The following is a 26,901-nucleotide window of genomic DNA, read 5'->3' on the forward strand; positions in this document are numbered from 1 at the left end:
CGGGTGAGCCCCTCCCCCGTGACCGTCCGCACGATCACCCGCGAGGAGCACCTCGACTTCGTCGCCGGCCGACCCTCCGTCTCCTTCCTGCAGACGCCCGCGTGGGCGCAGGTCAAGGCCGAGTGGGGGTCGGAGTCGGTCGGCTGGATCGACGCGTCCGGCCAGGTCGTGGGTGCCGCGCTGGTCCTCTACCGCCAGGTGCCGAAGGTCAGGCGCTACCTGGCCTACCTGCCGGAGGGGCCCGTGCTGCCGTGGGTCGACGCAGGTGCCGACCTGGGCGCCTGGCTGGAGCCGCTGGCCGCGCACCTGAAGGCGAAGAAGGCGTTCGGCATCCGGATGGGACCGCCGGTCGTGACCCGCCGCTGGCACGCCGCCACCGTGAAGGCCGCCGTGGCCGACCCCGCACTCGGCACGCTCGGCGAGGTGCCGGCCGACGTGAACGACGCGGCGGCGCTCGCCGTCGCCGACCGGCTCCAGGACCTCGGCTGGCGCCGGCTCGCCACCGAGGGCGGGTTCAGCGCGGGCCAGCCGCAGTACAACTTCTGGCTGCCCCTGGCCGACGCCGACGGCACGCCCCGCACCGAGGAGCAGGTGCTGGCCGGCATGAACCAGCTGTGGCGGCGCAACATCCGCAAGGCTGCGAAGGCGGGCGTCGACGTGACGCTCGGCGGCCGCGACGACCTGGAGGCGTTCCACCGCGTGTACGTCGAGACGGCCGAGCGCGACCACTTCACGCCGCGTCCGCTGTCGTACTTCCTGACCATGTGGGACGCGCTGACGGGCGAGGACCCCGACCGCATGCGCCTGTACCTCGCGCACCACGAGGGCGACCTCGTCGCGGCGACCACGCTCGTGCGCGTGGGCACGCACGCCTGGTACTCCTACGGCGCGTCGACGTCGGCGAAGCGCGAGGTGCGCGGGTCCAACGCCGTCCAGTGGCAGATGATGCGCGACGCGCTCGCCGCGGGCGCCACGGTCTACGACCTGCGCGGCATCACCGACACGCTCGACCCGGACGACCCGCACGTGGGCCTCATCCAGTTCAAGGTGGGCACCGGGGGCGAGGCGGTCGAGTACCTCGGCGAGTGGGACCTCCCCCTCAACCGCCCCCTGTACGCCGCCTTCACGGCATATATGAGGAGACGAGGATGACCTTCGAGCTGCACGTCGACGTCGAGCGCTGGCGCGGTCACCTGAAGTCTGCGGCGGAGCGCCTGCCGGGGCTGGTGCCCGTGATCAAGGGCAACGGCTACGGGCTGGGTCGTGACCGGCTGGCCGCGGAGAGCGCGGCGCTCGGCGCCGACACCGTCGCGGTCGGTGTCTACGCGGAGGTGCCGGAGGCGCTCGAGGCCTTCGACGGCGACGTGATGGTCCTCGGCCCGTGGCGCCCGTTCCTCGACGGTGCTGCGGTCGAGCAGGCGCTCGCCGACCCTCGCGTGGTGCACACCGTGGGCCGGGTGGCCGACGTGGCGGCGCTGGCCGAGCGCGCACCGGGTGCGCGGGTGGTCGTCGAGGGCGAGACGTCGATGGCGCGCCACGGCTTCGACCGGCACGAGCTCGCCGCCGCGGTGGCCGCGCTCGGCGGCCTCGAGGTCGTCGGCTTCGCCGCCCACCTGCCGATGACCGGGAGCAACCTGGCCGAGGCGGAGTCGTGGGCGGCGGCGCTGGAGGCGTCACAGCTCGAGACGACGACCTTCTACGTCTCCCACCTCAGTCCGGGCGAGCTCGGTCAGCTGCGCGAGCGCCGGCCCGGGCTCACCGTGCGCCCGCGGGTCGGCACGTCGGTGTGGCTCGGCGACCTCGGCGCCCTCGACGTGCGCGCGAAGGTGCTCGACGTGCACCGGATCTCCCGCGGCGAGCGGGTCGGCTACCGGCAGCGGGCGGTCACCCGCGACGGCTACCTGCTGGTGATCTCCGGCGGCACCAGCCACGGCGTCGGGCTCGAGGCGCCGCGCTCCAGCGCGGGCGTGGTGCAGCGGGGCAAGACCCTCGCCAAGGGCAGCCTCGAGGCCGCCGGCCTGATGCTCAGCCCGTTCACGGTCGACGGCCGGCAGCGCTGGTTCGCCGAGCCCCCGCACATGCACGCGTCGCAGGTGCTGCTGCCCGCGTCGGCCACGGCGCCGGCCGTCGGCGACGACGTGCGCTGCGCGGTGCGGTTCACGACGGCCACGTTCGACCGGATCGTCCTGGACTGACCTCCCGCCCACGACGCGGACGCGGCGGCCACCCCTCGGGGTGACCGCCGCGTCGTCGTCCTGGCTCAGCCGCCGAACGGCGGAGGTTCCGTGGTCTCCGTCGGCGGGGTCGGCTGCGTCGCCGTCGGCGTGGGCGACGGCGTGGGCGACGGGGTCGGCGTCGGCGTGGGACGCGGGGTCCGCGACGGCGTGGGCGTCGGCGTGGGCGACGGGGTCGCCGTCGGCGCCGGCGGCACGTAGGTGCGGCCCTTGTCGGCCTGGATGTTGCCGGGCGGCGGGAAGCTGCCGCACTCGGTGCCCTGCAGGGCAGGGTCCATGAACGCCTTGAACGTGCGCGCCGGGTACTGGCCGCCGAAGAACGGCACCAGGTAACCCTCGATGTCCTCGTTGCCCACGCCGCGGCTCAACGTCACGGCCGTGGCCAGCTTGGGCGTCGCGCCGACGAACCACGACGACGAGACGTGCTGGTCCGCGTCGTTCTTGCCCGCCGTGGCGGTACCCGTCTTGCCGATCGTCGGGCAGATGGTGCGGCCGTTGGTTCCCGTGCCGACCGACGTCACCTTCTGCAGCGCCGCCACCGTGTCGCCCGCGACGTCCTCGGGGATCGAGCGCCGCGTCTCGCGCTTCGGCAGCTCGAGGTCGTTGCCCCCGGAGCCGGTGACCTTCTTCAGGACGTGCCACTGGGCGCGCTCGCCACCGGCGGCGATGGTCGCGTAGGCGTTGGCCATGTCGACGGCGGGGACGCCGGCGAAGCCGAGCGACGTGACCGCGACCGGGTTGATCTTGTCGGTCACCGAGCGCGGGATGCCCGCCTGGTTGGCGGCCTTGAGGATCTTGCGCGCGCCGATGCTCGCGTCGGCCTCGGCGCCCCCGCTCATCTGCTGCGTGAGGTCGACGAACGCGGTGTTGATCGACTCCTGCGTCGCCATCTCGAGCGTGACGGGGCCGAACGAGCGTCCGCCGCTGTCGCCCTGGTTGCCGACGATGCTGTTGCCGATACGCAGCGGCGAGCTGCCGTTGAGCGTGGTGCGCAGGCCGTAGCCGTCCTCGAGGCCGGCGATCACGGCGAACACCTTGAACGTCGAGCCCGGCTGGACGCTCTGCATCGCCCAGTTCAGCTGGCTCTTGAGGTAGTCGCGCCCGCCGTACATGGCCTTCACGTCGCCCGTTCCCGGCTCGACGGAGACGAGTCCGACGTTGAGCTCGTTCAGGTTCTGCGGGATGATCGTGCGCACCGCGTTCACCGCGTCGCGCTGCAGGCGACGGTCGAACGTCGTCGTGACCCGCAGGCCGCCGCCGTCGATCTCGTTGTCGGAGAAGCCCGCCTGGCGCAGCTGGGTGCGGACCAGCTCGAGCAGGTAGCCGCTCGTGCCCCGGAACCGGTTGCTGTTCTTCTTGGGGACGACCCGCGGCAGCTGGTCCTGGTACTTCGCGGCCTCGTCGGCGGTGATCGCGCCCGACTTGACCATGCCGTCGAGCACGTAGCGGTAGCGCGGGAGGATCCGCTCCTTCGCCCCCTCGGCGTACGGGTCGTAGTAGCTCGGGCTGTTGATGATGGTGGCGAGCAGCGCGGCCTGGGCGTAGTTCAGGCGGGAGGCCGGACGGTCGAAGTACGTCTGCGCGGCGACCTGGACGCCGTAGGAGCCGTTGCCGAAGTAGATGGTGTTGAGGTAGCCCTCGAGGATCTCCTGCTTGGAGAGCTGGTTGTGGATCTTGATCGAGAGGATCGCCTCGCGCACCTTGCGCTTGTAGGAGCGCTCCTGGTTCAGGTACAGCACCTTCACGTACTGCTGCGTGATGGTCGAGCCACCGCTGGTGATCTGGCCGCTCGTGGCGTTGTCGCGCACGGCCCGCAGGATGCCCTTGAAGTCGATGCCCTGGTTCTCGTAGAACGTGCGGTCCTCCGCGGCGATGACAGCCGCCTGCATGACGGAGGGCACCTCGTCGAGCGGGATGCTCTCGCGGTCCTGCATCGCGAAGGTGCCGAGCTCGCTCTTGCCGTCGGAGTAGTAGACCTTCGTCGTCTGCGTCTGGAAGTCGGCGTTCGCGTCGGGGATCGAGATGATCCGGTAGAGCACGAAGAACAGCAGCGCCGCTGCGAGGATGCCGAGCACCAGCAGGAGCGCCAGCCAGCGGAGCACCCGCTTCCAGCGCGGTCCGTCACCGCCGATGCGGCGGAACAGACCGGGCTTGCGGGGCGTGCTCTTCGGCTTGGTTCGGTGCGTGCTGGTGGCCACGGACCACTTCCTCCGTCTCGGCCCTGCGGGCAGGGCGTGGTGCTGTGCGTGCGCCCGGGACACGGCGCGGCATCGCTCCAGTGTGCCCGATCATCCTGAGAACCCAAGGATGGCGGGTCGACGCCGGACCCGGCAGCGGTTCCGTCGAATCCCCCGCGGCACCGCCCGCGACGCTCACCGCAAGACCTCTCGCTGGGCGTCGGGCCGCGCTGAGCCGTTGCCGAGTGGTCTCGATACGTCAGGACTTCGCAAGCTCGTCCTGACTACTCGACCAGCGGTAGGTCTCGTTGGTCGAGTAGTCGACGCCGCGACGAAGGAGCTGGCGGAGACGTATCGAGACCACTCGAAGCCGTCGCTGGGAATTCGCCCGCTGGGCCGTTGCCGGGTGGTCTCGCTGGGGTCGGCCCGCGCTGAGCCGTTGCCGAGTGGTCTCGATACGTCAGGACTTCGCAAGCTCGTCCTGACTACTCGACCAGCGGAACGTCTCGCTGGTCGAGTAGCGCGGAGCCGCGACGAAGGAGCGTGCTCCGGGCGTATCGAGACCACCCCAAGCAGACGCTGGGAACCGGCCCCCGCCGAGCCGTCGCCGAGCGGACGCTGGGGGTCGGCCCGCGCTGGGCCGTTGCCGGGTGGTCTCGATACGTCAGGACTTCGCAAGCTCGTCCTGACTACTCGACCAGCGGAACGTCTCGCTGGTCGAGTAGCGCGGAGCCGCGACGAAGGAGCGTGCTCCGGGCGTATCGAGACCACCCCAAGCAGACGCTGGGAACCGGCCCCCGCCGAGCCGTTGCCGAGCGGACGCTGAGGGTCGGCGCACGCTGAGCCGTTGCCGAGTGGTCTCGATACGCAGCACGGAGCTCCTTCGTCGCCCGTGCCGCTACTCGACCAGCGGGATCCTCCGCTGGAGCGGGCGGCGGTTCCGACGGATCCCCGCGACACCCGCCGCGGACCGGACATGACCGGACAACAGGACCTGACATGACCTGACACCAGCACCTGACATGGGCTGACATGAACTGCCGATCTGATGTATCGTCCCGATATAGCGGGTCGTCGCCGGACGCCCCACCGAGCAGCGGGGAGGGTCCGATGGCACGTCGTGGCGCGACCCTCGAGCTGGCGGTCATGGGCCTGCTGCACGACACGCCGATGCACGGCTACGAGCTGCGCAAGGAGCTCATCAGCCTGCTCGGGCTCGGGCGGGTGCTCTCCTACGGCACCCTCTACCCCTGCCTGAAGACGCTGGTCCGCGCCGGCTTCATCGAGGCCGACGAGGACCGCGACGTCGAGGTGCGCGGACGCCGCAACCGGATCGTCTACCACCTCACCGCCGCCGGCAAGGAGCACTTCGCCACCGCGATGGAGGACTCCGGACCGGCCACCTGGGACGACGAGACGTTCAGCGTGCGGTTCGCGTTCTTCGGCCGCACCGAGTCGGCCGTCCGCGTGCGCATCCTCGAGGGCCGGCGCAGCCGGCTGCAGGAGCGTCTCGAGCACGTCCGCGAGGCCAACCAGCGCGGCCGCGACCGCGCCGACGCCTACACCCGCGAGCTCCAGCGCCACGGCCTGGAGTCCGTCGAGCGCGAGGTGCGCTGGCTCACCGACCTGATCGAGCGCGAGCGCAACCCCCACCCCGACCCGGCCGAGCGGCCCGGGTCCCCCTGACCCTCTTCCACCGAGCACGAGCAACCAACCACCCACCTGAAGGAGAACCCATGGGTTCGGCGAACCACCAGATCCGCGTCGCCATCGTCGGCGTCGGCAACTGCGCCACCTCCCTGATCCAGGGCGTCGAGTACTACAAGGACGCTGATCCGGCGGGCACGGTCCCCGGACTCATGCACGTCCAGTTCGGCGACTACCACGTGAGCGACATCGAGTTCGTGGCCGCGTTCGACGTCGACGCGAAGAAGGTCGGCTTCGACCTCGCCGACGCCACCACGGCCAGCGAGAACAACACGATCCGCATCACCGACGTCCCGCCGACCGGTGTCACCGTGCAGCGCGGTCACACGCTCGACGGTCTCGGCAAGTACTACCTCCAGACCATCGAGGAGTCCGACGCCCCCGCGGTCGACGTCGTCCAGGTGCTCAAGGACACGCAGGCCGACGTGCTCGTCTCCTACCTGCCGGTGGGCTCGGAGGAGGCCGACAAGTTCTACGCGCAGTGCGCGATCGACGCGAAGGTCGCGTTCGTCAACGCGCTGCCCGTCTTCATCGCCTCCGACCCCGAGTGGGCGAAGAAGTTCGAGGACGCGGGCGTCCCGATCATCGGTGACGACATCAAGAGCCAGGTCGGTGCGACGATCACGCACCGCGTGATGGCGAAGCTGTTCGAGGACCGCGGCGTCGCGCTCGACCGCACCTACCAGCTGAACGTCGGCGGCAACATGGACTTCAAGAACATGCTCGAGCGTGAGCGCCTGGAGTCCAAGAAGGTCTCGAAGACGCAGGCCGTCACCTCCAACCTCACCGGCTCGCTGGCCGGCGTGGGCGCCGACGACCGCAACGTGCACATCGGCCCCTCGGACTACGTGGCGTGGCTCGACGACCGCAAGTGGGCCTACGTGCGCCTCGAGGGTCGCGCGTTCGGCGACGTGCCGCTGAACCTGGAGTACAAGCTCGAGGTCTGGGACTCCCCCAACTCCGCCGGCATCATCATCGACGCCATCCGCGCGGCGAAGATCGCCAAGGACCGCGGCGTCGGCGGCGCCCTGCTGAGCGCGTCGTCCTACCTGATGAAGAGCCCGCCGGAGCAGCGTCCCGACGACGTCGGCCGCCAGCGCCTCGAGGCCTTCATCTCCGGCACCGAGGAGCGCTGACCCGCGACCCTGCGTGACACCGAGGCGGTGTCGCCCGGTCCTCCCCCTGGGAGCCCGGCGACACCGCCTCGGCGCGTCCGGGCCCGGTCCGCACTACGCTGAACCCGGCCAGACCCCGACCGGAAGGACGCCTGTGTCGATCGACCTGCGTCGCGCCGAGCCCGGCCGCGACGGCGTGTACGCCACCGTGCTCGTCGTCCTCGTGACGCTGCTCGCCCTGCTCGCGTTCCTCGTCGGCACCGACGCCGCCTGGCTGCAGGACGTCGACGACGGCGTGGCCCGGGCGGCGTTCGACGTGAGCGTCGCGCGACCGTGGCTGGTCGACGTGCTCGAGGTGCTGGCGGTCGTGCTGTCCAACGTCGGCGTCGGCATCGTCCTGGCACTGCTGGCAGGCACGGCGCTGGCCCGGCGCGAGTGGCGCATCGCCACGTGGATCGCGCTCAGCGGCGTGGTCGGCATCGGCGGCAACGCCCTGGTCAAGCTCGTGTTCCAGCGTCCGCGACCGGCGTGGGAGGAGCCGATCCACGAGATCGGCGGCTACTCCTTCCCGAGCGGGCACTCGGCCGGCGCCGGTGTGCTGTTCACGGTCCTCGCGCTGCTGACGATCGTGCTGACCGGGCGAGGGTGGCGCCGTCGGCTGCTGCTCACGCTGTGGGTCCTGCTGGCGCTGGTGACGGCCGCCGACCGCGTGCTCCTCGGCGTGCACTACCTCTCCGACGTCACCGCCGGCCTGACCCTCGGCGCCTTGGTGACGGTCGTGCTGTGGCTCGCGGTCGCGACCGACGCGACCCGGCTCCCGCCCGAGCTCGCGGTGGTCACGGGCACGGGCCGCAAGCGCGTGGCGGTCGTCCTCAACCCCTCCAAGCTGACCGACGTCGAGGAGTTCAAGACCCTCGTGCGGCTGGTCGCCGGCCAGCACGGCTGGAACGAGCCGGCCTGGTTCGAGACGACGGTGGAGGACCCGGGCTACGGCCAGACCGAGGCGGCGCTCGAGGCCGACGCCGACCTCATCATCGCCGCCGGCGGCGACGGCACCGTGCGTGCGGTGTGCGAGGAGGCCGCCCGCACCGGCGTGGCCGTGGCCATCATCCCGCAGGGCACCGGCAACCTGCTGGCGCGCAACCTCGGCATCCCGCTCAACCCGCGCGACGCCCTCGAGGTGGCGTTCGGCGGCCAGGACAAGGCGATCGACCTCGCCCGGTTCAGCACCGACGCCGGCGTCGAGACCAGCTTCCTCGTCATGGCGGGCCTGGGCATGGACGCGATGATCATGACCGGCGTCAACGACGAGCTGAAGAAGAAGGTCGGCTGGGTCGCCTACGTCGTCTCGGGCGTCAAGGCGCTGCGCTACTCCGGCACCAAGGTCACGATCACCGTCGACGACGGCGAGCCGCGCACGTTCCGCGCCCGCACGGTCGTCATCGGCAACGTCGGCTACCTGCAGGCGGGGCTCCCGCTGCTGCCGGAGGCGCAGATCGACGACGGCGAGCTCGACGTCGTGGTGATCGCGCCGCGGCGGTTCTTCGGGTGGGTCTCGATCGCGGTCCGCGTGATCACCCGCCGCAAGCGCACCAACGACCGTCTCGATCGGTTCACCGGACGTCGGGTGCACGTGAAGGCCACCGGCCCCACCCCGATGCAGCTCGACGGCGACCCCGTCGACGAGGGCACCGAGATCACCGCCGAGGTCCGCCCCGGCGTGCTGCTGGTGCGGGTGCCGGTGGCGCCGACCGTGCAGAAGGGCTGACGTCGCCCGAGCGGGTCAGACGGCGTCGAGCTCGGCGCGGATCGAGGTCTTCACCGCGTCGGGAGCGAACGACGCGTCGATCGCCGACCGCGCGAGGTCGACGACGCCGGGGCGGTCGAGCGACAGCAGGTCGGCCGCGACCGCGTACTCGCGGGTGAGGGTCGTGCCGAACATCGGCGGGTCGTCGCTGTTGATCGTGACCGGGACGCCCGCGGCGACGAGCGTCGGCAGCGGATGCTCGTCGAGCGAGGGCGTCGAGCGGGTGCAGACGTTCGACGTCGGGCACACCTCGAGCACGATGCCGCGCTCGGCGAGCAGTGCCATGAGCGCGGGGTCCTGCGCGGCCGCGATGCCGTGCCCGATCCGCTCGGCCCCCAGGTGCTCGATCGCGTCGCGGATCGTCTGGGGCCCGGTGGACTCGCCGGCGTGCGGGACGCTGTGCAGCCCGGCGGCGCGAGCCGCGGCGAAGTGCTCCGCGAACTGCGGGCGGGGCACGCCGATCTCCGGCCCGCCGAGGCCGAAGCCGACGAGCGCGTCGGGCGCGTGGTTCAGGGCGACGTCGAGCGTGACGTCGGCGGCCTCCAGACCGGACTCCCCGGGGATGTCGAAGATCCACCGCAGCACGAGGCCGGTGTCGGTCTCGACCCGACGTCGCGCGTCCTCGACGGCCTCGAGGTAGGCCTCGACGGGGATGCCGCGGACGATCGACGTGTACGGGGTGAGCGTCAGCTCCGCGTAGCGGACGTTCTGCGCGGCGAGGTCGGTGCCGACCTGGTGCGTGAGGGTCCAGATGTCGTCGGGGGTGCGCAGCAGGTCGACGACCGACAGGTACACCTCGACGAAGTGCGCGAAGTCGGTGAAGCGGAAGTAGTCGGCGAGCGCGGTGGGGTTGGTGGGCACCGGGGTGCTGCCCTCGTGCCGGGCCGCCAGCTCGGCGACGGCCTCGACGGACGCGGATCCGACGTGGTGCACGTGCAGCTCGGCCTTCGGCAGGCCCTGCAGGAACGCGAGGTCGACGGACTCGACGTCCTGCGGCCCGCTCACGGCTGCTCGGTGGTGTCGTCGGGGTCCGGCACCAGGGTGAGGTGCGGCTGCGCGGCCTGCTGCCGCTCGACGACGCTGCCCCGGTCGGCGAACTCGACCTCGAGCGAGAGCACGTTCTCGTCCTGCAGGTCGAAGGTCACCCGCCGCGCGGTCGCGGTGAGGTTGCCGGCCTTGCCCTCGGCGAGCCACTCGGTGCTGCCGTCGTCGCTGACCAGGCCGACCCGCGCCTGCTCGCCGCGCTGGCCGCGGAAGACGACGGGGCCGGGGCCGCTGTCGCGGATGACGAGCGCACCGCGGCTGACCCGTCGGTCGTCGGTCTCGACGGTGGGGGCCTCGTCGCCGCCGACCCGCCCGAACGACCACTTCTGGTCGACGAGGACGACGTCCTCCCCGGACCTGCCGTCACTGACCTCGTACCTGACGATCAACACACCCAGCAGTCTAGGGCGGGTCCGACAGGGCCCGCGCGACGGACCGCCCCGCCTGCGCCCGGTTACGTGGGGCCCCACCCAAACCTGCAGAAACCCCGCACGTTTGCGATGGGGAGAGCCCGTTTGCGTGGGGCCCCACGCAAACGGGCCTCACGGGGCGACCGGTGGGTCAGGCGCCGGGGACGATGGCGGAGATGATCGTGCCGTCGGAGCGGCGGGTGCCGATCGGGCTGGGCGGCTCGCCCTCGAGGCGCGGACCCTGGCCGTCCAGCGGCACGGTGACGGGCGCGTCGGGCCCGACCACGACCTCGGCGCCCCGCACCTCGAAGGCCAGGTGGCCCTGGCCGTCCTCCACCACGAGCTCGAGCTCGTCGGGGCGCACGGTCACGCGCACGCGGGTGCCGCGCAGCGTGAGCCGGTAGGTGAGCGACTCCCAGTCGTCGGGCAGGCGGGGGTCCATCGTCCACTGCCCGGCGCCGAGGTCGCGGAAGCCGCCGAACCCGGCGGCCACGGCGCTCCACACCCCGCCGGTCGACGCGACGTGCACGCCGTCGGACGTGTTCCCGTGCCGGTCGGCGAGGTCGACGAACAGCGCCGACAGGAAGTAGCGGTACGCGAGGTCGTGGTAGCCGACCTCGGAGGCGATGATCGACTGCACGACCGCCGACAGCGTCGAGTCGCCCGTGGTGATCGGGTCGTAGTACTCGAAGTCGGCGCGCTTCTGCTCGGGCGTGAAGTCCTCGCCCTGCAGGAACAGCGCCAGCACGACGTCGGCCTGCTTCAGCACCTGGAACCGATAGATGACGAGCGGGTGGTAGTTCAGCAGGAGGGGACGCTTGTCGAGCGGCGTGTGGTCGAGGTCCCACATCTCGCGCTCGAGGAAGTGCGAGTCCTGCGGGTGGATGCCGAGGTGCTCGTCGAACGGGATGCTCATGTTGCGGGCCGCGCGACCCCACTCCTCGACCTCCTCGTCGGTGAGCGAGAGGCGCGCCTTCGCGTCGGCGTACGCCGTGGGATTCGAGTGCTGCAGCGTGCGCACCGCCTCGGCCGCGCGGCGCAGGTTGAAGCGCGCCATGACGTTCGTGTACAGGTTGTCGTTCACGACCGTCGTGTACTCGTCCGGCCCCGTGACGCCGTGGATGTGGAAGGTGCTGCCCTCCTCGCTGCGCCAGAAGCCGAGGTCGGCCCACAGGCGGGCGGTCTCCACGAACACGTCGATGCCCTCGCGGTCGAGGAACTCGACGTCGCCCGTGGCCCCGACGTACTGGCTCAGCGCGTACGCGATGTCGGCGTCGATGTGGTACTGCGCGGTGCCGGCCGCGTAGTACGCCGACGCCTCCTCGCCGTTGATGGTGCGCCAGGGGAACAGCGCGCCCTTCTGCGCGAGCTGGCCGGCACGGCGGCGGGCCGCGTCGAGCAGCGAGTAGCGGAAGCGCAGCGCGTTCCGCGCGGCCCGCGGCGTGGTGTACGTCAGGAACGGCATGACGTAGACCTCGGTGTCCCAGAAGTAGTGGCCGCCGTAGCCGGAGCCGGTGACGCCCTTGGCCGGGATGCCCTGGCCCTCCGCGCGGGCCGCGGCCTGCATGATCGAGAACAGGTTCCAGCGGATCGCCTGCTGCACCTCCGGCTGACCGGGCACCTCGACGTCGGCGCGCGCCCAGAACGCGTCGAGCCACGTGCGCTGCTCGGCGCGCAGCTCGGGCACGCCGAGGTCGCGGGCGCGGTCGAGCGTGCGACGGCAGCGGTCGAGCAGCTCGCGCGACGGCACGCCGCGCGACGTGTGGTACGCGACCGTCTTGGTCAGCCGGACGGGGACGCCGGGCTGCGCGGCGACCCGGTACGTGGTCTTCGCGAGGTCGTCGCCGGTGACGACCCGGCTGGTGAACTCGTTCTCGGTGACGATGTCGTGGTCGGCCATCACGCCGAGCGTCATGCCGCTCTCGGCGCACCGGAAGCCGAGCGCGACCCGGCCGGTGTCGCTGTCGCCCTCGTTCGTCTGCGGCTCCAGCACCCGACGGGTGAGCTGCTCGGCCTTGCGCGGGTCGCTGCCCTCGCCCATGGCCTTGTGCCGGACGTGGTACTCGTCCTCGCCGTCCTGACGGTTGAGGATCTGCGAGGAGATCGCCACGGGGGCGGGGTCGTCGAGCAGCGTCACCTCGAACGTCATCACCGCGAGGTGCTTCTGCTCGAGGCTGACCATGCGCGTCGACTCCACCAGCACCCGCTTGCCCGATGGGGTGCGCCACAGCAGCCGACGTCGGAGCACGCCGTCGCGCAGGTCGAGCGAGCGCTCGTACTCGTGCAGGTCGGCGACCGAGAGCAGCAGCGGCTCGTCGTCGACGTAGAGCCGGATGATCTTCGCGTCCGGGGCGTTGACGATCGTCTGACCGACGCGCGCGAACCCGAAGGCCTCCTCGGCGTGCTGGATGGGCCACGTCTCGTGGAAGCCGTTCACGAAGGTGCCGTGCGTGTGGGAGTCGCGGCCCTCCTCGACGTTGCCGCGCAGCCCGAGGTAGCCGTTGCCGACGGCGAACAGCGTCTCGGTGAGGCCGAGGTCGCCGGCGTCGTAGCGACGCTCGGTGAGCCGCCACTCGTCGGCGGGCCAGCGCGAGCGGTCGAGGAAGTCGCGCACGGGCGGCGCCTCGTGCGACGGTCCGAGGCCACGGTCCTCGTCGACGGGCTCGGTGGGCTGGTCCAGCGGCGACATCAGACGAGCTCCTGCAGGTCGTCGACGACGACGTCGGCGCCGTGCTCGCGCAGCGCGTCGGCGCCCGCCCCGCGGTCGACCCCGACGACGAGACCGAAGCGTCCGGCCCGACCCGCCGCCACGCCCGACGTAGCGTCCTCGAGCACCACGGCCCGCGACGGCTCGACGTCGAGCTGTTGCCCGGCGAACAGGTAGGTGTCGGGTGCCGGCTTGCCCGCCAGCTGCCGGTCGGCGGCGACGGCGCCGTCGACGATGATCGGGAACCGCTCGATGAGACCGGCGGCGCGCAGGACCTTCGGGGCGTTGCGCGAGCTGGAGACGACGGCCACGCGCGTGCCGCGCTCGGCGAGTGCGTCGAGCAGGGCGACGGAGCCGGGGTAGGCCTGGACGCCGTCGCGGTCGAGGATCTCCTCGAAGAGGACGTTCTTGCGGTTGCCGAGCCCGCCGACCGTCTCCTCCTCGGGCGCGTCGTCGGGCGTGCCCTCGGGCAGCTCGATGCCGCGCGACTCCAGGAAGGAGCGGACGCCGTCGTAGCGCGGCTTGCCGTCGACGTAGCGGTAGTAGTCGGCGTCGGTGTACGGCTCCTTGACACCGCGCTCGCTCAGCACGTCGTTGAACATCTGGTCCCAGGCGCGCCGGTGCACCTCGGCGGTCGGCGTGATCACGCCGTCGAGGTCGAAGAGGGCCGCGTCGTAGTCGCTCCAGTCCACGCGAGAAGCGTAGGCGGGTCTCGTGTCGGCCACGTGAACGGTGTCGAGTTCGGGTGCGGACACGGCGGCGCTCGCGCTCGTCGAGGTGCGCGGGCCGCGACTCGCGTCGGAGCACGGATGCAGACTCTTGCGTGCCGTCGGCGCAGGCGCTGGCGACCCGTCCCACGCGTGCGTCGGGACACACGGACCTCGCCGAAGTGGTGGGCGGGGCCGGTCGCGACCATGCTGGGCGTCATGGCCTTCCCCGACGACGATCTCGCCGCCCTCGCCGCGGCCCACGGTGTCGCCGTGTCCTACGAGGGGTCCGACCGCAGCCCGGTCGACGTCGACCCCGACGTGGTCGTCGCGGTGCTGTCCGAGCTCGGTGTCGACGCGAGCACGCCGGAGTCGGTCGCGAGCGCCCTGGACGCCGTCCGGTCGACCCGCTCGCCCGTGCCCGGCACGGTGGCCGTGGTGCAGGGCCAGGCGCGCGACCTCGGCGTGCGCGGTCGGGTGGAGCTGGAGGACGGCACCACCCTCGACGTCGACGGCACGCTGCCGGCCGACCTGCCCCTGGGCTGGCACCGCCTCGTCACCGACGACCGCGACGAGGTCACGGTCGTCGTGGCGCCGGCGCGGCTGCCGGAGGTGCCGCGGACCTGGGGCTGGATGCTGCAGCTGTACTCCGTCCACTCGTCGGGCTCGTGGCAGATGGGCGACCTCGCCGACCTCGCCGAGCTGGCCCGGCGCGCCGCGACCGAGCAGGGCGCGGGGGTCCTGCTCGTCAATCCCGTGCAGGCGTTCGTGCCGTCGACGCCGCTCGTCCGCTCGCCGTACTCGCCGTCGAGCCGACGCTTCGCGAGCCCGCTCTACCTGCGCGTCACCGACGTGGCCGCCTTCGCCGCCGCCGACGACGCCACCCGCGAGGAGGTGCTGGGGCTCGCGCCCGACCCTGAGCCGGCCGACGACCTGCTCGACCACGACGCCGTGTGGGACGCCAAGCGCCAGGCGCTCGAGCTGCTGCGACCCTTCGCCGCGCCCGACGAGGACCCCGACCTCGAGGCCGAGCCCGACCTCGCCGCGTTCGCGACGTTCTCCGCCCTCGCCGAGCGGCACGGAGCCGACTGGCGCGAGTGGCCGGAGGAGCTGCGCGACCCGACGTCGGACGCCGTGGCACGCAGCCGCGCCGACCTCGCCGACCGCGTTGCGTTCCACGCGTGGCTGCAGCACCTGTGCCGCGAGCAGCTCGACACCGCCCGCGACGCCGCGCACGACGCCGGCATGGCCGTCGGCCTCGTCCACGACCTGCCCGTGGGCGTGCACCCGGGCGGCGCCGACGCGTGGGCGCTGCAGGACGTGTTCGCCTCCGACGTCCGCGTGGGCTGCCCCGCCGACGCGTTCAACCCGCTCGGCCAGGACTGGGGCCTGCCGCCCTGGCGGCCCGACCGCCTGCTCGAGACGGGCTACGCCCCGTTCCGCGACGTGGTGCGCAGCGTGCTGCGCCACGGCGACGGCATCCGCGTCGACCACGTCGCCGGTCTGTGGCGGCTCTGGTGGATCCCGCCGGGTGAGCCGGCCCACCGAGGCGCCTACGTGCACTACGACGCCGACGTGATGCTCGCGGTGCTGCTGCTCGAGGCCACCCGCGCCGGCGCGGTCGTGGTCGGCGAGGACCTCGGGACCGTCGAGGACATCGTCACGACGACCATGCACGAGCGCGGGCTGCTCAGCTCGGCCGTGCTCTGGTTCGAGCGCGACTGGGACGCGCCCGGACAGCCGCACGTCCCGCCCCGCGCGTGGGAGCCGGAGACGATGGCGAGCATCAGCACGCACGACCTCCCGACCGTCGAGGGGTGGCTGCGCGACGAGCGCATCCGCGTGCAGGCTGACCTCGACCTCCTCGGCGAGCCCGTCGAGGACGCGCTCGCCACCGCCGCGTCCGACCGCGAGGCGCTGCTCGCGCTGCTGCGCGAGGAGGGCATCGACACCGACGACCTGCTCGTCGCGCTGCACGCCGTCATCGCACCGGCCGCCTCGCGGCTCGTGCTCAGCTCGCCCGCCGACGCCGTGGGTCAGGTGCGCCAGCCGAACCTGCCCGGCACGGTCGACGAGTACCCGAACTGGCGGGTGCGCCTGCCCGTCGACCTCGACGCGTTCTTCGACCACGACCGGGTACGGGCAGCGGTGGCGCCCCTGCGAGCCGCCCGGCCGACCCCCTGACCCGCACCACCCACCCCCCACGACGAGGAGACCCCGTGCGCACCTGGCCCGGATCGCCCTACCCGCTCGGCGCCACGTACGACGGCACCGGCACCAACTTCGCCCTGTTCTCCGAGGTCGCCGAGCACGTGGAGCTCTGCCTCTTCGACGAGTCCGGCACCGAGACCCGCGTCCGCCTGGAGGAGGTCGACGGCTTCGTGCACCACGGGTTCCTGCCCGGCATCGGCCCGGGCCAGCGCTACGGCTACCGGGTGCACGGCCCCTGGGACCCCGAGCAGGGCCTGCGCTGCAATCCGCAGAAGCTGCTCATCGACCCCTACGCCAAGGCCGTCCAGGGCCAGCCCGACTGGGACCCGTCCCTCTTCGCCTACGAGATGGGCTCGCCCGAGGAGCCGAACGACGACGACTCCGCGGGCCACGTGCCGTTCTCGCTCGTCGTCGACCCGTACTTCGACTGGGCCGACGACCGGCTGCCGCGCCACCCGTACCACGAGACGATCGTGTACGAGGCGCACGTGCGGGGCCTGACGATGACGCACCCCGACGTCCCCGAGGAGCTGCGCGGCACCTACGCCGCCCTCGCGCACCCGGCGATCGTCGAGCACCTGACCGGCCTCGGGGTGACGGCGATCGAGCTGCTCCCGGTGCACCAGTTCGTCACCGACCACTACCTCGTAGAGAAGGACCTGACGAACTACTGGGGCTACAACACGATCGGCTTCTTCGCCCCGCACGACGCCTACGCCTCCCACCCCGGGCGTCAGGTGCAGGAGTTCAAGGGCATGGTGCGCGAGCTCCACGCGGCCGGCATCGAGGTCATCCTCGACGTCGTCTACAACCACACGGCGGAGGGCAACCACCTCGGCCCGACGCTCTCGATGCGCGGCATCGACAACCAGGCGTACTACCGGCTCGTCGAGGACGACCCGCAGCACTACATGGACTACACGGGCACCGGCAACTCGCTGAACGTGCGCCACCCCAGCCCGCTGCAGCTCATCATGGACTCGCTGCGCTACTGGGTGACCGAGATGCACGTCGACGGGTTCCGCTTCGACCTTGCCGCCACGCTCGCCCGCGAGTTCTACGACGTCGACAAGCTCGCGACCTTCTTCGAGCTCGTGCAGCAGGACCCGGTGGTCAGCCAGGTCAAGCTCATCGCCGAGCCGTGGGACGTCGGCCCGGGCGGCTACCAGGTGGGCAACTTCCCGCCGCTCTGGACCGAGTGGAACGGCCTGTACCGCGACACCGTGCGCGACTTCTGGCGCGGCGAGCCGGCGACGCTCGGCGAGTTCGCGTCGCGCATCAGCGGCTCGTCCGACCTGTACCAGGACACCGGCCGCCGGCCCTACGCGTCGATCAACTTCGTCACGGCGCACGACGGGTTCACGCTCGACGACCTCGTCTCCTACGAGCAGAAGCACAACGACGCGAACGGCGAGGACGGCCGCGACGGCGCCGACGACAACCGCTCGTGGAACTGCGGCGTCGAGGGCCCGACCGACGATCCCGAGGTGCTCGACCTGCGCCGGCGCCAGCGTCGCAACTTCCTGGCCACGCTGCTGCTCTCGCAGGGCGTGCCGATGGTGCTGCACGGCGACGAGCTCGGCCGGTCGCAGGGCGGCAACAACAACGTCTACTGCCAGGACAACGAGACGTCCTGGATCGACTGGGACCTCGACGAGCACGAGCACGCCCTGCTCGGGTTCACGTCGGCGCTCGCCGCGTTCCGCACGGCGCACCCCGTGTTCCGCCGGCGTCGCTTCTTCCAGGGCAAGCCGGTCCGCAAGGCCGACGAGCTGCGCGACATCGCGTGGTTCACGCCGGCCGGGGAGGAGATGACCGACGAGAACTGGGACGACGACTTCGGCCGCGCGGTCGCCGTGTTCCTCAACGGCCGGGCGATCGACGAGCGCGACGAGCGCGGTGAGCGGGTCGTCGACGACTCCTTCCTGCTCGCCTTCAACGCCCACCACGAGGACATCACGTTCACCGTCCCCGACGGCGAGTACGCGAGCACGTGGGCCCTCGTCGTCGACACGGCGAGCGGCACGGTCGCCGAGCCGGGCGACGAGCTCGTGGCCGGCGGCGCGACGCTCGACGTGACGGCCCGCTCGCTCGTGGTGCTGCAGCGGGTCGAGTCGTGAGCGCGCCCAGCTCGACCTACCGCCTGCAGCTGCGGCCGGGGTTCGGCTTCGCCGAGGCGCAGGCGCTCGTGCCCTACCTGCGCGACCTCGGGGTTGGCGCGGTGTACGTCTCCCCCGTGCTCGACGCGACGCCGGGCTCGACGCACGGCTACGACGTCACCGACCCCACGCAGGCCCGTCCCGAGCTGGGCGGTCCGGAGGGCTGGGACGCGTTCACGGCGACGGTGCGCGAGGCGGGGCTCGGCCTCGTCGTCGACGTCGTGCCGAACCACATGTCGGTCGAGGTGCCCCGCACGAACCCCTGGTGGTGGTCGGTGCTGGCCGAGGGCAAGGCGTCGCCGTGGGCGGGCCACTTCGACGTCGACTGGTCGCGCGGGCGCGTGCTGGTGCCGGTGCTCGGTGACGACGCCGACGTCGCCGAGCTGGCCCTCGACGGCGACGAGCTCACGTACTACGACCACCGCTTCCCGATCGACGCCGGCACGCTGGCCGACCCGTCGTTCGCCTCGATGACGCCGCAGCAGGTGCACGACCGTCAGCACTACGAGCTGGTCGGCTGGCGGCGAGGCGGGTCGGAGCTGAACTACCGACGCTTCTTCGACATCACGACGCTCGCCGCCGTGCGGGTCGAGGACCCCGACGTCTTCGACGACACGCACCGAGAGGTGCTGCGCTGGGTCGAGGAAGGGCGGGTCACGGGTCTGCGCATCGACCACCCCGACGGGCTCTCCGACCCGGGCGCCTACCTGCGGCGGCTGCACGAGGCCGCCCCCGACGCGTGGCTGGTGGTCGAGAAGATCCTGCACCCGGGCGAGGAGCTGCCGACGACCTGGCCCGTCGACGGCACCACCGGCTACGACGCGATGCGCGAGGTCGCCGGCGTGCTGCTCGACCCGGCCGGCGAGGCACCTTGGCAGGCGCTCACCGAGCGGCTCGGCGCGCCCGCCGACTACGCGGCGGTCGAGGAGGACGCCCGACGCATGGTCACCCAGAAGGTGCTCGTGGCCGAGGTGCGTCGTATCGCCGCCTTGGTGCGCGACGTCCACGAGGACGCCGCGCGGACCGCCGTGGCCGAGACGATGGTCGCGTTCGGCGTGTACCGGTCCTACCTCCCCGAGGCGGGACGCGAGGCCTGGGACGCGGCGATCGAGCGCGCCCGCACGCGTCGGCCCGACGTCGACCCGGCCATCCGTGCCCTCGACGTGCAGGTGACCGAGGAAGCGAGCGGCGAGCTCGCCACCCGCATCCAGCAGACGTCGGGGATGGTCGTCGCCAAGGGGACCGAGGACACCACCTTCTACCGCTTCACCCGCTTCGCGGCGCTCAACGAGGTCGGCGGCTCCCCGGACGTCTGGGGCGTCGACGTCGACGGGTTCCACGCGCTGGCCGCGGCGCGCGAGGCCGACCACCCGACGGCCATGACCGCCCTGACGACGCACGACACGAAGCGCTCCGAGGACACCCGCGCGCGCATGCTGGTGCTCGCCGAGCTCGGCGAGGAGGTCACGTCGACGGTCGCGGACTGGTCGGCGCGCTGCGGCATCGACGAGCCCGCGCTCGACCTGCTCGCGTGGCAGACGCTGCTCGGCGCCTGGCCGATCAGCGACGAGCGGCTGTCGGACTACCTGCTGAAGGCCGCCCGCGAGTCGAAGCTCCGGACCACGTGGACCGAGACCGACGAGGCGTTCGAGGAGTCCGTCGCGGCGTGGCCGGCGCGGGTCCGCACCGAGCTCGGCCAGGAGGTGCAGGCGCTGGTCGGGCGGGTCCAGGCGTCCGGCTGGACGGTGTCGCTGTCGCAGAAGCTGCTGCAGCTGGCCGGCCCGGGCGTCCCCGACGTCTACCAGGGCACGGAGGGGTGGGACTTCTCGCTGGTCGACCCCGACAACCGTCGCGCCGTCGACCACGAGGCGTTCCGCACCCTGCTGCGTCGCCTCGACGACGGCTGGCTGCCGCACGTCGACGCGTCGGGTGCCGCGAAGACGTCGATCGTGCGTCGGGTGCTGACCCTGCGTCGCGACCGGCCAGAGCTGTTCCGCGGGTACACGCCGCTGGCGGCGTCGGGCGAGGCCGCCGACCACGCGCTGGCGTTCGGTCGCAGCGACGACCTGGTGGCCGTCGCGACCCGTCTCCCGGTCGGGCTCGAGCGCCGCGGCGGCTGGGGCGACACCACCCTCCCGCTCGGCCCCGGGACGTGGACCGACGCCCTCACCGGCGAGGGGCTCGACGGCGGCGACGTCCGGCTCGCTGACCTCCTCGCCACCTACCCCGTCGCCCTCCTCACCCGCTGACGCCTTCGGCGTGGTCTCTCCGTCGCGACGATGCGACGGTTCGACGTAGTCCCAGCGAGACCTTCGCTGGTCGAGTAGGTCGGACGGCGAGCGCCAGCGAGCTCGTCCGGCCGTATCGAGACCACCCTGCAACGGCCCCGCGTGACCCACCCCGCGCTGACCCGCCCGGAATGGTCTCGATACGGCACCGCGAGCTCGCTGGCGCTCGCCGCGGCGCCTACTCGACCAGCGAGGTGCTCGGCCGGGTCGCGCGACGGCGCAGCGCGCCTAGGCTCGGGGCATGGAGTTCAGGTACCTCGGGAACAGCGGCCTCAAGGTCAGCGAGATCATCTACGGCAACTGGCTGACCCACGGGTCGCAGGTCGAGAACGAGGCGGCCACGGCATGCGTGCGGGCCGCGCTCGACGCCGGCATCACGACGTTCGACACCGCCGACGTGTACGCCAACGGCAAGGCCGAGAGCGTGCTCGGCGAGGCGCTGAAGGGCGAGCGGCGCGCGTCGCTGGAGATCCTCACCAAGGTCTACTGGCCCACCGGCCCCGGCGGACCCAACGACACCGGACTCTCCCGCAAGCACATCATGGAGTCCATCGACGGCTCGCTGCAGCGGCTGCAGACCGACTACGTCGACCTCTACCAGGCGCACCGCTACGACCACGAGACGCCGCTGGAGGAGACGATGCAGGCGTTCGCCGACGTCGTCCGCGCCGGCAAGGCGCACTACATCGGCGTCAGCGAGTGGACCGCCGACCAGATCCGCGCCGGGCAGGAGCTCGCCCGCGACCTCGGCTTCCGGCTCGTCTCGAACCAGCCGCAGTACTCGATGCTCTGGCGCGTCATCGAGGGCGAGGTCGTGCCCGCGAGCCGCGAGCTGGGCCTGTCGCAGATCGTGTGGTCTCCGATCGCCCAGGGCGTGCTCACCGGCAAGTACGAGCCCGGCGCCGCGCCGCCCGAAGGCAGCCGTGCGACCGACGAGAAGGGCGGCGCCGACATGATCAAGCGCTTCCTCGACGACGAGGTGCTCACCGCCGTGCAGGGGCTGCGTCCGGTCGCCGACGACCTCGGCATCACGATGGCCCAGCTCGCCATCGCCTGGGTGCTGGCGAACGACAACGTCGCCGGCGCGATCGTCGGGGCCTCGCGCCCCGAGCAGGTCGAGTCGAACGCCGCCGCGAGCGGGATCACCCTCGACGACGACGTGCTCGCGACCATCGACGAGGTGCTGGGCAGCATCCCGACGACCGACCCGAGCAAGACGGCGTCGCCGCCCACGCGGGTGGTCTGAGCGTGGCCGTCACCCTCTGGGCCCCCGACCACGACCGCGTCCGCGTGCGGATCGACGGCGTCGAGCACCGCATGCAGGCGTGGGAGCCCGGCGAGGCGCGCTCGGGCTGGTGGTGGCACGACGTCGACGTCGCGCCCGGCACCGACTATGCGTTCCTGCTCGGCGACGACGACACCCCGCTGCCCGACCCCCGCTCGGTCTGGCAGCCGCAGGGCGTGCACGCGGCGTCGCGCACCTACGACCACGACGCGTTCGCGTGGACCGACGACGACTGGGAGGGCCGCGCCCTGACCGGTGCCGTGGTCTACGAGCTGCACGTCGGCACGTTCACGCCCGGCCGGACGTTCGACGCCGCCGTCGAGCGGCTCGACCACCTCGTCGACCTCGGCGTCGACCTCGTGGAGGTGCTGCCGGTCAACAGCTTCGACGGCCCGTACGGCTGGGGCTACGACGGCGTCCTGTGGGGCGCGGTGCACGAGCCGTACGGCGGACCCGACGGGTTCAAGCGGTTCGTCGACGCCTGCCACGCACGGGGCCTCGGCGTCGTGCTCGACGTCGTCTACAACCACCTCGGGCCCTCAGGGGCCTACCTCGACCGCTTCGGTCCGTACTTCGCCGGCGAGAACGACTGGGGCCCGGGCCTCAACCTCGACGGCGAGGGCTCCGACGAGGTGCGTCGCTACGTGCTCGACAACGCGATCTCGTGGTTCGAGGACTTCCATGTCGACGCGCTGCGCCTCGACGCCGTGCACGCGCTGTCCGACGCGAGGGCGCTGACGATCCTCGAGGAGCTGTCGCTGGAGACGGCGCGGGCGTCGCAGCGGCTCGGCCGTCCGCTGTCGCTGGTCGCGGAGTCCGACCGCAACGACCCGCGCACGGTCGTCCCGCGCGACCAGCACGGTCTCGGCATGGACGCGCAGTGGGCCGACGACGTGCACCACGCGCTGCACGTGGCGCTCACCGGCGAGACCGACGGCTACTACGCCGACTTCGCCGAGCCCGGCGCGCTCGCCAAGGTGCTGCGCGGCGCGTTCTTCCACGACGGCACGTGGTCGTCGTTCCGTGGCCGCACGCACGGTCGTCCCGTCAACGTCCACGCCGTGCCGGGGCACGCGTTCGTGACCTACCTACAGGACCACGACCAGGTCGGCAACCGGGCCACGGGCGACCGCATCTCCGACTCCGTCTCGCCGGACCTGCTGGCGTGCGGCGCCGCGCTGGTGCTGCTCGGACCGTTCACGCCGATGCTCTTCATGGGCGAGGAGTGGGCCGCGAGCACGCCGTGGCAGTTCTTCGCGTCGTTCCCCGACCCCGAGCTGGCCGAGGCCGTGCGCACCGGGCGGCGGCGCGAGTTCGGCCGCCACGGCTGGGGCGAGTCCGAGGTGCCCGACCCGATGGACCCGGCGACGCTGGAGCGCTCGACGCTGCGGTGGGACGAGCTCGACGAGCCCCGGCACCGTGGCGTGCTGGAGGTCTACCGCTCGCTGGTCGCGCTGCGCCGCGCCCACCCCGAGCTGCGCGACCCCTCCCTCGTCGACACGAGGGTCGAGGTCTCCGACGACGACCGCCGCGTGCTCCTGCACCGCGGCCCGTTCGTCGTCGACGTCGGCCTGGGCGCCGAGCGGGCGGAGGTGCGGCGCGGCGATGAGGTGGTCTGGTCGTCGTGCCGCGCCTAAATTCTTCGCGCGCCCATCAATCTTTCGCCCGATCCGCGCTTCGCCCGAGGAAACGTTCTCGCCGCACGAGACCACGTTCACGCCGAAAAATCTCCCAGAGTGCCCACACGGAGAAAATAGCACCCGGCGCTATGACCATTCCGATTTGAACTAAACCTCCATAGTAAAAACCCACCGCGCTGGCGAACGTGGGCAGAACGCCGAACGAGGCGATCTTCACCACCTTGTTCCGGCGGGAAGCTTCTCCCCATCGTGGCCATGTAGCAACGAATGAGCAGACCACAAGCACTGTCGCTGCCAAGAATCCAATCTGTCGCAAGCAGGTGTACTCCCAGGCAAGTGCGTGCGCCAGGACGAACGCAGGCACGGTGAGTAGGAGCGAGCGGATACTCCTCGCAGCGCGCTCGTCCCGGCCGGATCTCGAGTTACCGCCTTCTCGGGAAGCCGCGAAGACCAGCTCAAACGATCTCACGTCATGTGCGTAACGGACGTAGATCTGCACTCCCGCAAAGGCCGCACCGACGGCGCCGAAGACGAAGGCACTTCGAGGGCCGAAGGTGACGACGCCCACCCCTCCGCCGACAATCGCGGTCTTGATCGATAACATAACCGCAAAAGCCAGGAAATAGAGCGCTAGAACGAACAGCGTCGACGCCTCATTGGTATGTCGATATTTAGTACGTGCCCGTTCCGCCAGATTGTGGGATTCGAGCACATATTGATTCGAAAGTTGTTCTTCTATCTTCGCAGTATCGTCCTTCCATCGATCCTGCCAAGCGGAGACTCGTTCCGATCCGATATATGCATAGAAGAGCAGGGAGCCGTCCAGCTTCGGCCCCGCCTCAGCCGCCCGTCCTGGTATCCGAAGTGGACTGCTCAAACTTAGGAGAAGCAGAATCACCGAGCCGAGGATGCATGCGAAGAAGAGTGCGGTCAGCCAGCCGACGAGTGGGTACTCCGCTGGCGACGAGCTACCTTGCTCCTCAAACGCAACCCTCACGCGCAGAAGGTCACCCCGGAACAACAGCGTGATGGCACCCGTCGTTAGGAACGCGAGCGCCGTCAGGTAGCGCCCAATCTTGTCGTCTTGATGCTTCGTCGCATCGAGAACTTCGAGATAGGTCTCGCGAGCAAGCTGCAGCTTCCGCCGTCGCTCGTCGGTTGCCGTGTGGGAGTCCACAGACCCTGAGGAATCTGAGTCAGTCATGATGGTGCGACGATAGGCTAGGCGAGTAGCAGCTCACAGCAGCTAGCTGGTCCACGCGGCGCCTGCACGTTCGCGCGGATCAGGCTCGAAGACCCAGTACCACCGCGCATCTCCCGAAGCGAGGCACTCGATGACCGCATCTGTTGAGACCCGGACCCGAAAGCCTCTCCCGCCCGGAGGATCGGCAATGGCCGAGGTGTTCCGGTGCACCGGGATGCGCTCGCGGTCCGCGATCTATGTCAGCGCGCCGATCACGACCGGTTCGAGATACATCGCTTGGATGAACGAGGGTGGAGATCCTTCGGACTACCGCAGGCGGGTGGTCGAGGCCAACATCCGCGAAGCAGAAGCGACCGTACAAAACTCCCGTTCCCACTTCGGGGCTCCCCTGATCGATCCAACAGCCTTGCCGGACGTTGATGGTTGGACACAGCCCGACTACCACGCCTTCTGGACACACGTCGTAGAGGAGTTCGTGAGCACGATCGTCTTTGTCGACGGCTGGGAGTACAGCACAGGTGCAGTTTTAGAGCTCGCCTGCGGATTACAGAATCGTATTGGTCTCCTGTCATCTACTTACCAAGAACTTGATCCAGCTGCCATTGAGAAGAAGGGTCGGGAAGCAATCACACGCGTGAGTTCATTCTCAGATTTCGAATCGTTGAAGGCAGCCTGGTCTAGCGCTTTCATTGCCCTAGGATCGTCGTCGGCACATCAACAACACCCGTCACGGAACTATTTGCAATGAAGAAGGACGCACGCCTGAAGGAACTCGCCGCCTCATTCAACGTTGCCCGCTTCTTCAGTTGCGACAGCGCAGCACATGTCCGCTTCGCAGAAATAGGGGCCACGGAGAATTTGCAGACTTTGACCGTCCGTGAACTTGCCGAGCACCTACTCATCGAGACAGGCTCGGTGAATGTTAGGTCATTTGATCCCCTTAGCGCCTCCAGAAGCACGAGATTCGTGTACGGAATTGAAACCTCGGACTCCGTTCTCGACTGCGTGCAAGCGAACGCGAACGATGGCTTGTATTCGATCGTGAACGAAACCATCGATGTCAACGATGGGGGCGTGTCCGGGGTGCTCGATAATGGCGTGGTGGAGTTCGGATCCGACGCAACCCCTCGCGGAGTCGAATCGGACAAATTCGGAACACTCCCTCGAAAAGTCGCTAACTCCATCCTCGAATCAGTTTACGAGGTTTCCGCGCCCCTGGGAAATCTCGATGTAGGTCGCGTCGAGTTCAGTATCCATCCTCAACCCGTGGGCACGCGCGGCGAACACGTGATTGTCTGGGAGCAAGGCGATAGCGAACTGAAGGATGCGGAACCTACGCCCGCTGCTTGGCCCACTAGTTTCGCTGCCGTCGTGGGCGATAAGACGTGTGGCCTTCTTATCGCGGATGCCATTGGCGTACCGGTAGCTCACGCCAGAGTTGTAACTAGACGCCTTAGCCCCTTTGAGTTCGGAAGACCTACAGGTTCTTCAACGCGTTGGCTCCGGACCGCTCCGGGAGTGCAGCAGCAGGGCAGGTTTACGACTTCACGCCGTTGGATCGATCCCTTCAAACTTCTGCAGACAGAGGATCCGCACGGGTCTCAGATCCCGGCGATCCTCGCACAGAGCGAAATTCCCGCGCTTTTCAGCGGTGCGGCAACGGATTTGGGCGGTGATCAGACGACCGTCGAAGGTGTAAGTGGTTTTGGAGATGCTTTCATGTTGGGCCTTGAGCCCCCTACCGAGCTCCCGGCCCAGGTTCGCAGGTCCGTCGAGGAGACGCTGGGGATGGTCCGTGAAGAGTTGGCTCAACCCGTCGGCATCGAATGGGCCTGGGACGGGCAGCAGGTTTGGGTACTGCAACTTCACCTTCTCGCTGCTCCTCCGGCCACGCCGGCAGCGCACGCCGCATTGGAAGACTGGATCCGGTTCGATCCCAGCGATGGCCTTCAGACTTTGGCAGCCCTTTTGGACGAAGCGTCCCTTGGGCGACGTGGAATCATCCTCACGCGGCGGGTCGGCGCCACGAGCCACATAGGCGATCTCCTTCGGCAGAGCGGGGTGCCGTACAAGTTTGAGGTGCCCACGTTCCGAACATAGATCCAGGCCGGTCGTCCTGACTGCGGCATGAGGTCGGTGCGGCCCTCGTCGATCCAGCATCGGCACGGGACGACGAGCGCTGACGTCGCGCCCGCCGCACACTGAA

At 70.5% G+C, this 26,901-nt stretch carries 18 protein-coding genes; 12 read left to right on the plus strand and 6 right to left on the minus strand.

Annotated features, from left to right (window positions below):
- Positions 1-3 precede the first annotated feature (3 nt).
- The gene (locus Aeryth_RS16065; RefSeq protein ID WP_067860733.1) at positions 4-1,152 is read left to right on the plus strand and encodes a lipid II:glycine glycyltransferase FemX; all 1,149 of its coding nucleotides are present in this window, start codon (positions 4-6) and stop codon (positions 1,150-1,152) included.
- Positions 1,149-2,195 carry an alanine racemase gene (locus Aeryth_RS16070; protein WP_067860734.1) on the plus strand — a complete coding sequence of 349 codons (1,047 nt, stop codon included), beginning with the start codon at positions 1,149-1,151 and terminating at the stop codon, positions 2,193-2,195. Before Aeryth_RS16065 ends, Aeryth_RS16070 begins: the two co-directional genes overlap by 4 nt.
- A 65-nt stretch (positions 2,196-2,260) precedes the next feature.
- Here Aeryth_RS16070 and Aeryth_RS16075 read toward each other — a convergent pair whose 3' ends face one another.
- Positions 2,261-4,432 (minus strand): transglycosylase domain-containing protein, encoded by a 2,172-nt coding sequence (locus tag Aeryth_RS16075; RefSeq protein ID WP_067860736.1) that lies wholly within the window; start codon positions 4,430-4,432, stop codon positions 2,261-2,263.
- Between the two features lie 1,089 nt (positions 4,433-5,521).
- Between Aeryth_RS16075 and Aeryth_RS16080 the strand changes: the two genes are divergently transcribed.
- From Aeryth_RS16080 to Aeryth_RS16090, 3 genes are all read left to right on the plus strand, one after another.
- The gene (locus tag Aeryth_RS16080; RefSeq protein WP_067860738.1) at positions 5,522-6,097 is read left to right on the plus strand and encodes a PadR family transcriptional regulator; all 576 of its coding nucleotides are present in this window, start codon (positions 5,522-5,524) and stop codon (positions 6,095-6,097) included.
- A 50-nt stretch (positions 6,098-6,147) separates the two neighbouring features.
- Positions 6,148-7,254 (plus strand): inositol-3-phosphate synthase, encoded by a 1,107-nt coding sequence (locus Aeryth_RS16085; RefSeq protein WP_067860740.1) that lies wholly within the window; start codon positions 6,148-6,150, stop codon positions 7,252-7,254.
- Positions 7,255-7,387: 133 nt separating this feature from the next.
- Entirely contained in the window at positions 7,388-9,001 is a 1,614-nt protein-coding gene (locus Aeryth_RS16090) for a bifunctional phosphatase PAP2/diacylglycerol kinase family protein (RefSeq protein ID WP_067860742.1), read from the plus strand.
- A gap of 15 nt (positions 9,002-9,016) precedes the next feature.
- On the opposite strand, the gene Aeryth_RS16095 is transcribed toward Aeryth_RS16090, so the two are convergent.
- The 4 genes from Aeryth_RS16095 to Aeryth_RS16110 all read right to left on the minus strand — a co-directional run bounded on the left by Aeryth_RS16095 (position 9,017) and on the right by Aeryth_RS16110 (position 13,893).
- A complete protein-coding gene (locus Aeryth_RS16095; protein ID WP_067860744.1) occupies positions 9,017-10,045 on the minus strand; it encodes an adenosine deaminase in 1,029 nt (342 codons plus the stop codon).
- Positions 10,042-10,476 (minus strand): hypothetical protein, encoded by a 435-nt coding sequence (locus Aeryth_RS16100; protein ID WP_067860746.1) that lies wholly within the window; start codon positions 10,474-10,476, stop codon positions 10,042-10,044. The genes Aeryth_RS16095 and Aeryth_RS16100 overlap by 4 nt, the downstream gene beginning before the upstream one ends.
- Before the next feature lie 169 nt (positions 10,477-10,645).
- Entirely contained in the window at positions 10,646-13,183 is a 2,538-nt protein-coding gene (locus Aeryth_RS16105; RefSeq protein WP_083516512.1) for a glycoside hydrolase family 65 protein, read from the minus strand.
- Positions 13,183-13,893 carry an HAD family hydrolase gene (locus Aeryth_RS16110; protein WP_067860748.1) on the minus strand — a complete coding sequence of 237 codons (711 nt, stop codon included), beginning with the start codon at positions 13,891-13,893 and terminating at the stop codon, positions 13,183-13,185. The genes Aeryth_RS16105 and Aeryth_RS16110 overlap by 1 nt, the downstream gene beginning before the upstream one ends.
- A 234-nt stretch (positions 13,894-14,127) precedes the next feature.
- Between Aeryth_RS16110 and malQ the strand changes: the two genes are divergently transcribed.
- From malQ to treZ, 5 genes are all read left to right on the plus strand, one after another.
- Entirely contained in the window at positions 14,128-16,092 is a 1,965-nt protein-coding gene (gene malQ, locus Aeryth_RS16115; RefSeq protein ID WP_067861954.1) for a 4-alpha-glucanotransferase, read from the plus strand.
- A 35-nt stretch (positions 16,093-16,127) separates the two neighbouring features.
- A complete protein-coding gene (glgX, locus tag Aeryth_RS16120) occupies positions 16,128-18,239 on the plus strand; it encodes a glycogen debranching protein GlgX (protein ID WP_067860750.1) in 2,112 nt (703 codons plus the stop codon).
- The gene (gene treY / locus Aeryth_RS16125) at positions 18,236-20,527 is read left to right on the plus strand and encodes a malto-oligosyltrehalose synthase (protein ID WP_067860752.1); all 2,292 of its coding nucleotides are present in this window, start codon (positions 18,236-18,238) and stop codon (positions 20,525-20,527) included. The genes glgX and treY overlap by 4 nt, the downstream gene beginning before the upstream one ends.
- Positions 20,528-20,807: 280 nt before the next feature.
- On the plus strand, positions 20,808-21,812 hold the full coding sequence (locus Aeryth_RS16130; RefSeq protein WP_067860754.1) for an aldo/keto reductase family protein: 1,005 nt from the start codon (positions 20,808-20,810) through the stop codon (positions 21,810-21,812).
- Positions 21,813-21,814: 2 nt separating this feature from the next.
- Positions 21,815-23,488, plus strand: coding sequence for a malto-oligosyltrehalose trehalohydrolase (gene treZ / locus Aeryth_RS16135; protein ID WP_067860756.1), 1,674 nt, complete (start codon positions 21,815-21,817; stop codon positions 23,486-23,488).
- A gap of 16 nt (positions 23,489-23,504) precedes the next feature.
- Here the strand turns inward: treZ and Aeryth_RS17735 are convergent, their stop codons facing one another.
- Positions 23,505-24,695 carry a Pycsar system effector family protein gene (locus tag Aeryth_RS17735; protein WP_144433829.1) on the minus strand — a complete coding sequence of 397 codons (1,191 nt, stop codon included), beginning with the start codon at positions 24,693-24,695 and terminating at the stop codon, positions 23,505-23,507.
- 187 nt (positions 24,696-24,882) lie between these two features.
- Between Aeryth_RS17735 and Aeryth_RS17740 the strand changes: the two genes are divergently transcribed.
- Both Aeryth_RS17740 and Aeryth_RS17745 read left to right on the plus strand, forming a co-directional pair.
- Entirely contained in the window at positions 24,883-25,443 is a 561-nt protein-coding gene (locus Aeryth_RS17740; protein WP_144433830.1) for a hypothetical protein, read from the plus strand.
- On the plus strand, positions 25,440-26,795 hold the full coding sequence (locus Aeryth_RS17745) for a hypothetical protein (protein ID WP_144433831.1): 1,356 nt from the start codon (positions 25,440-25,442) through the stop codon (positions 26,793-26,795). Before Aeryth_RS17740 ends, Aeryth_RS17745 begins: the two co-directional genes overlap by 4 nt.
- The last annotated feature ends 106 nt before the right edge of the window (positions 26,796-26,901 follow it).

Origin of the sequence: Aeromicrobium erythreum (genome assembly GCF_001509405.1) — a bacterium.
In the GTDB taxonomy this organism is placed as follows: domain Bacteria; phylum Actinomycetota; class Actinomycetes; order Propionibacteriales; family Nocardioidaceae; genus Aeromicrobium; species Aeromicrobium erythreum.

Coding starts and splice junctions, on each gene's coding strand:
- Aeryth_RS16080 (WP_067860738.1), top strand. CDS start 5,522: ATGGCACGTCGTGGCGCGACCCTCGAGCTGGCGGTCATGGGCCTGCTG.
- Aeryth_RS17735 (WP_144433829.1), bottom strand. CDS start 24,695: ATGACTGACTCAGATTCCTCAGGGTCTGTGGACTCCCACACGGCAACC.
- Aeryth_RS16085 (WP_067860740.1), top strand. CDS start 6,148: ATGGGTTCGGCGAACCACCAGATCCGCGTCGCCATCGTCGGCGTCGGC.
- Aeryth_RS16105 (WP_083516512.1), bottom strand. CDS start 13,183: ATGTCGCCGCTGGACCAGCCCACCGAGCCCGTCGACGAGGACCGTGGC.
- Aeryth_RS16070 (WP_067860734.1), top strand. CDS start 1,149: ATGACCTTCGAGCTGCACGTCGACGTCGAGCGCTGGCGCGGTCACCTG.
- Aeryth_RS17745 (WP_144433831.1), top strand. CDS start 25,440: ATGAAGAAGGACGCACGCCTGAAGGAACTCGCCGCCTCATTCAACGTT.
- malQ (WP_067861954.1), top strand. CDS start 14,128: ATGGCCTTCCCCGACGACGATCTCGCCGCCCTCGCCGCGGCCCACGGT.
- Aeryth_RS16130 (WP_067860754.1), top strand. CDS start 20,808: ATGGAGTTCAGGTACCTCGGGAACAGCGGCCTCAAGGTCAGCGAGATC.
- Aeryth_RS17740 (WP_144433830.1), top strand. CDS start 24,883: ATGGCCGAGGTGTTCCGGTGCACCGGGATGCGCTCGCGGTCCGCGATC.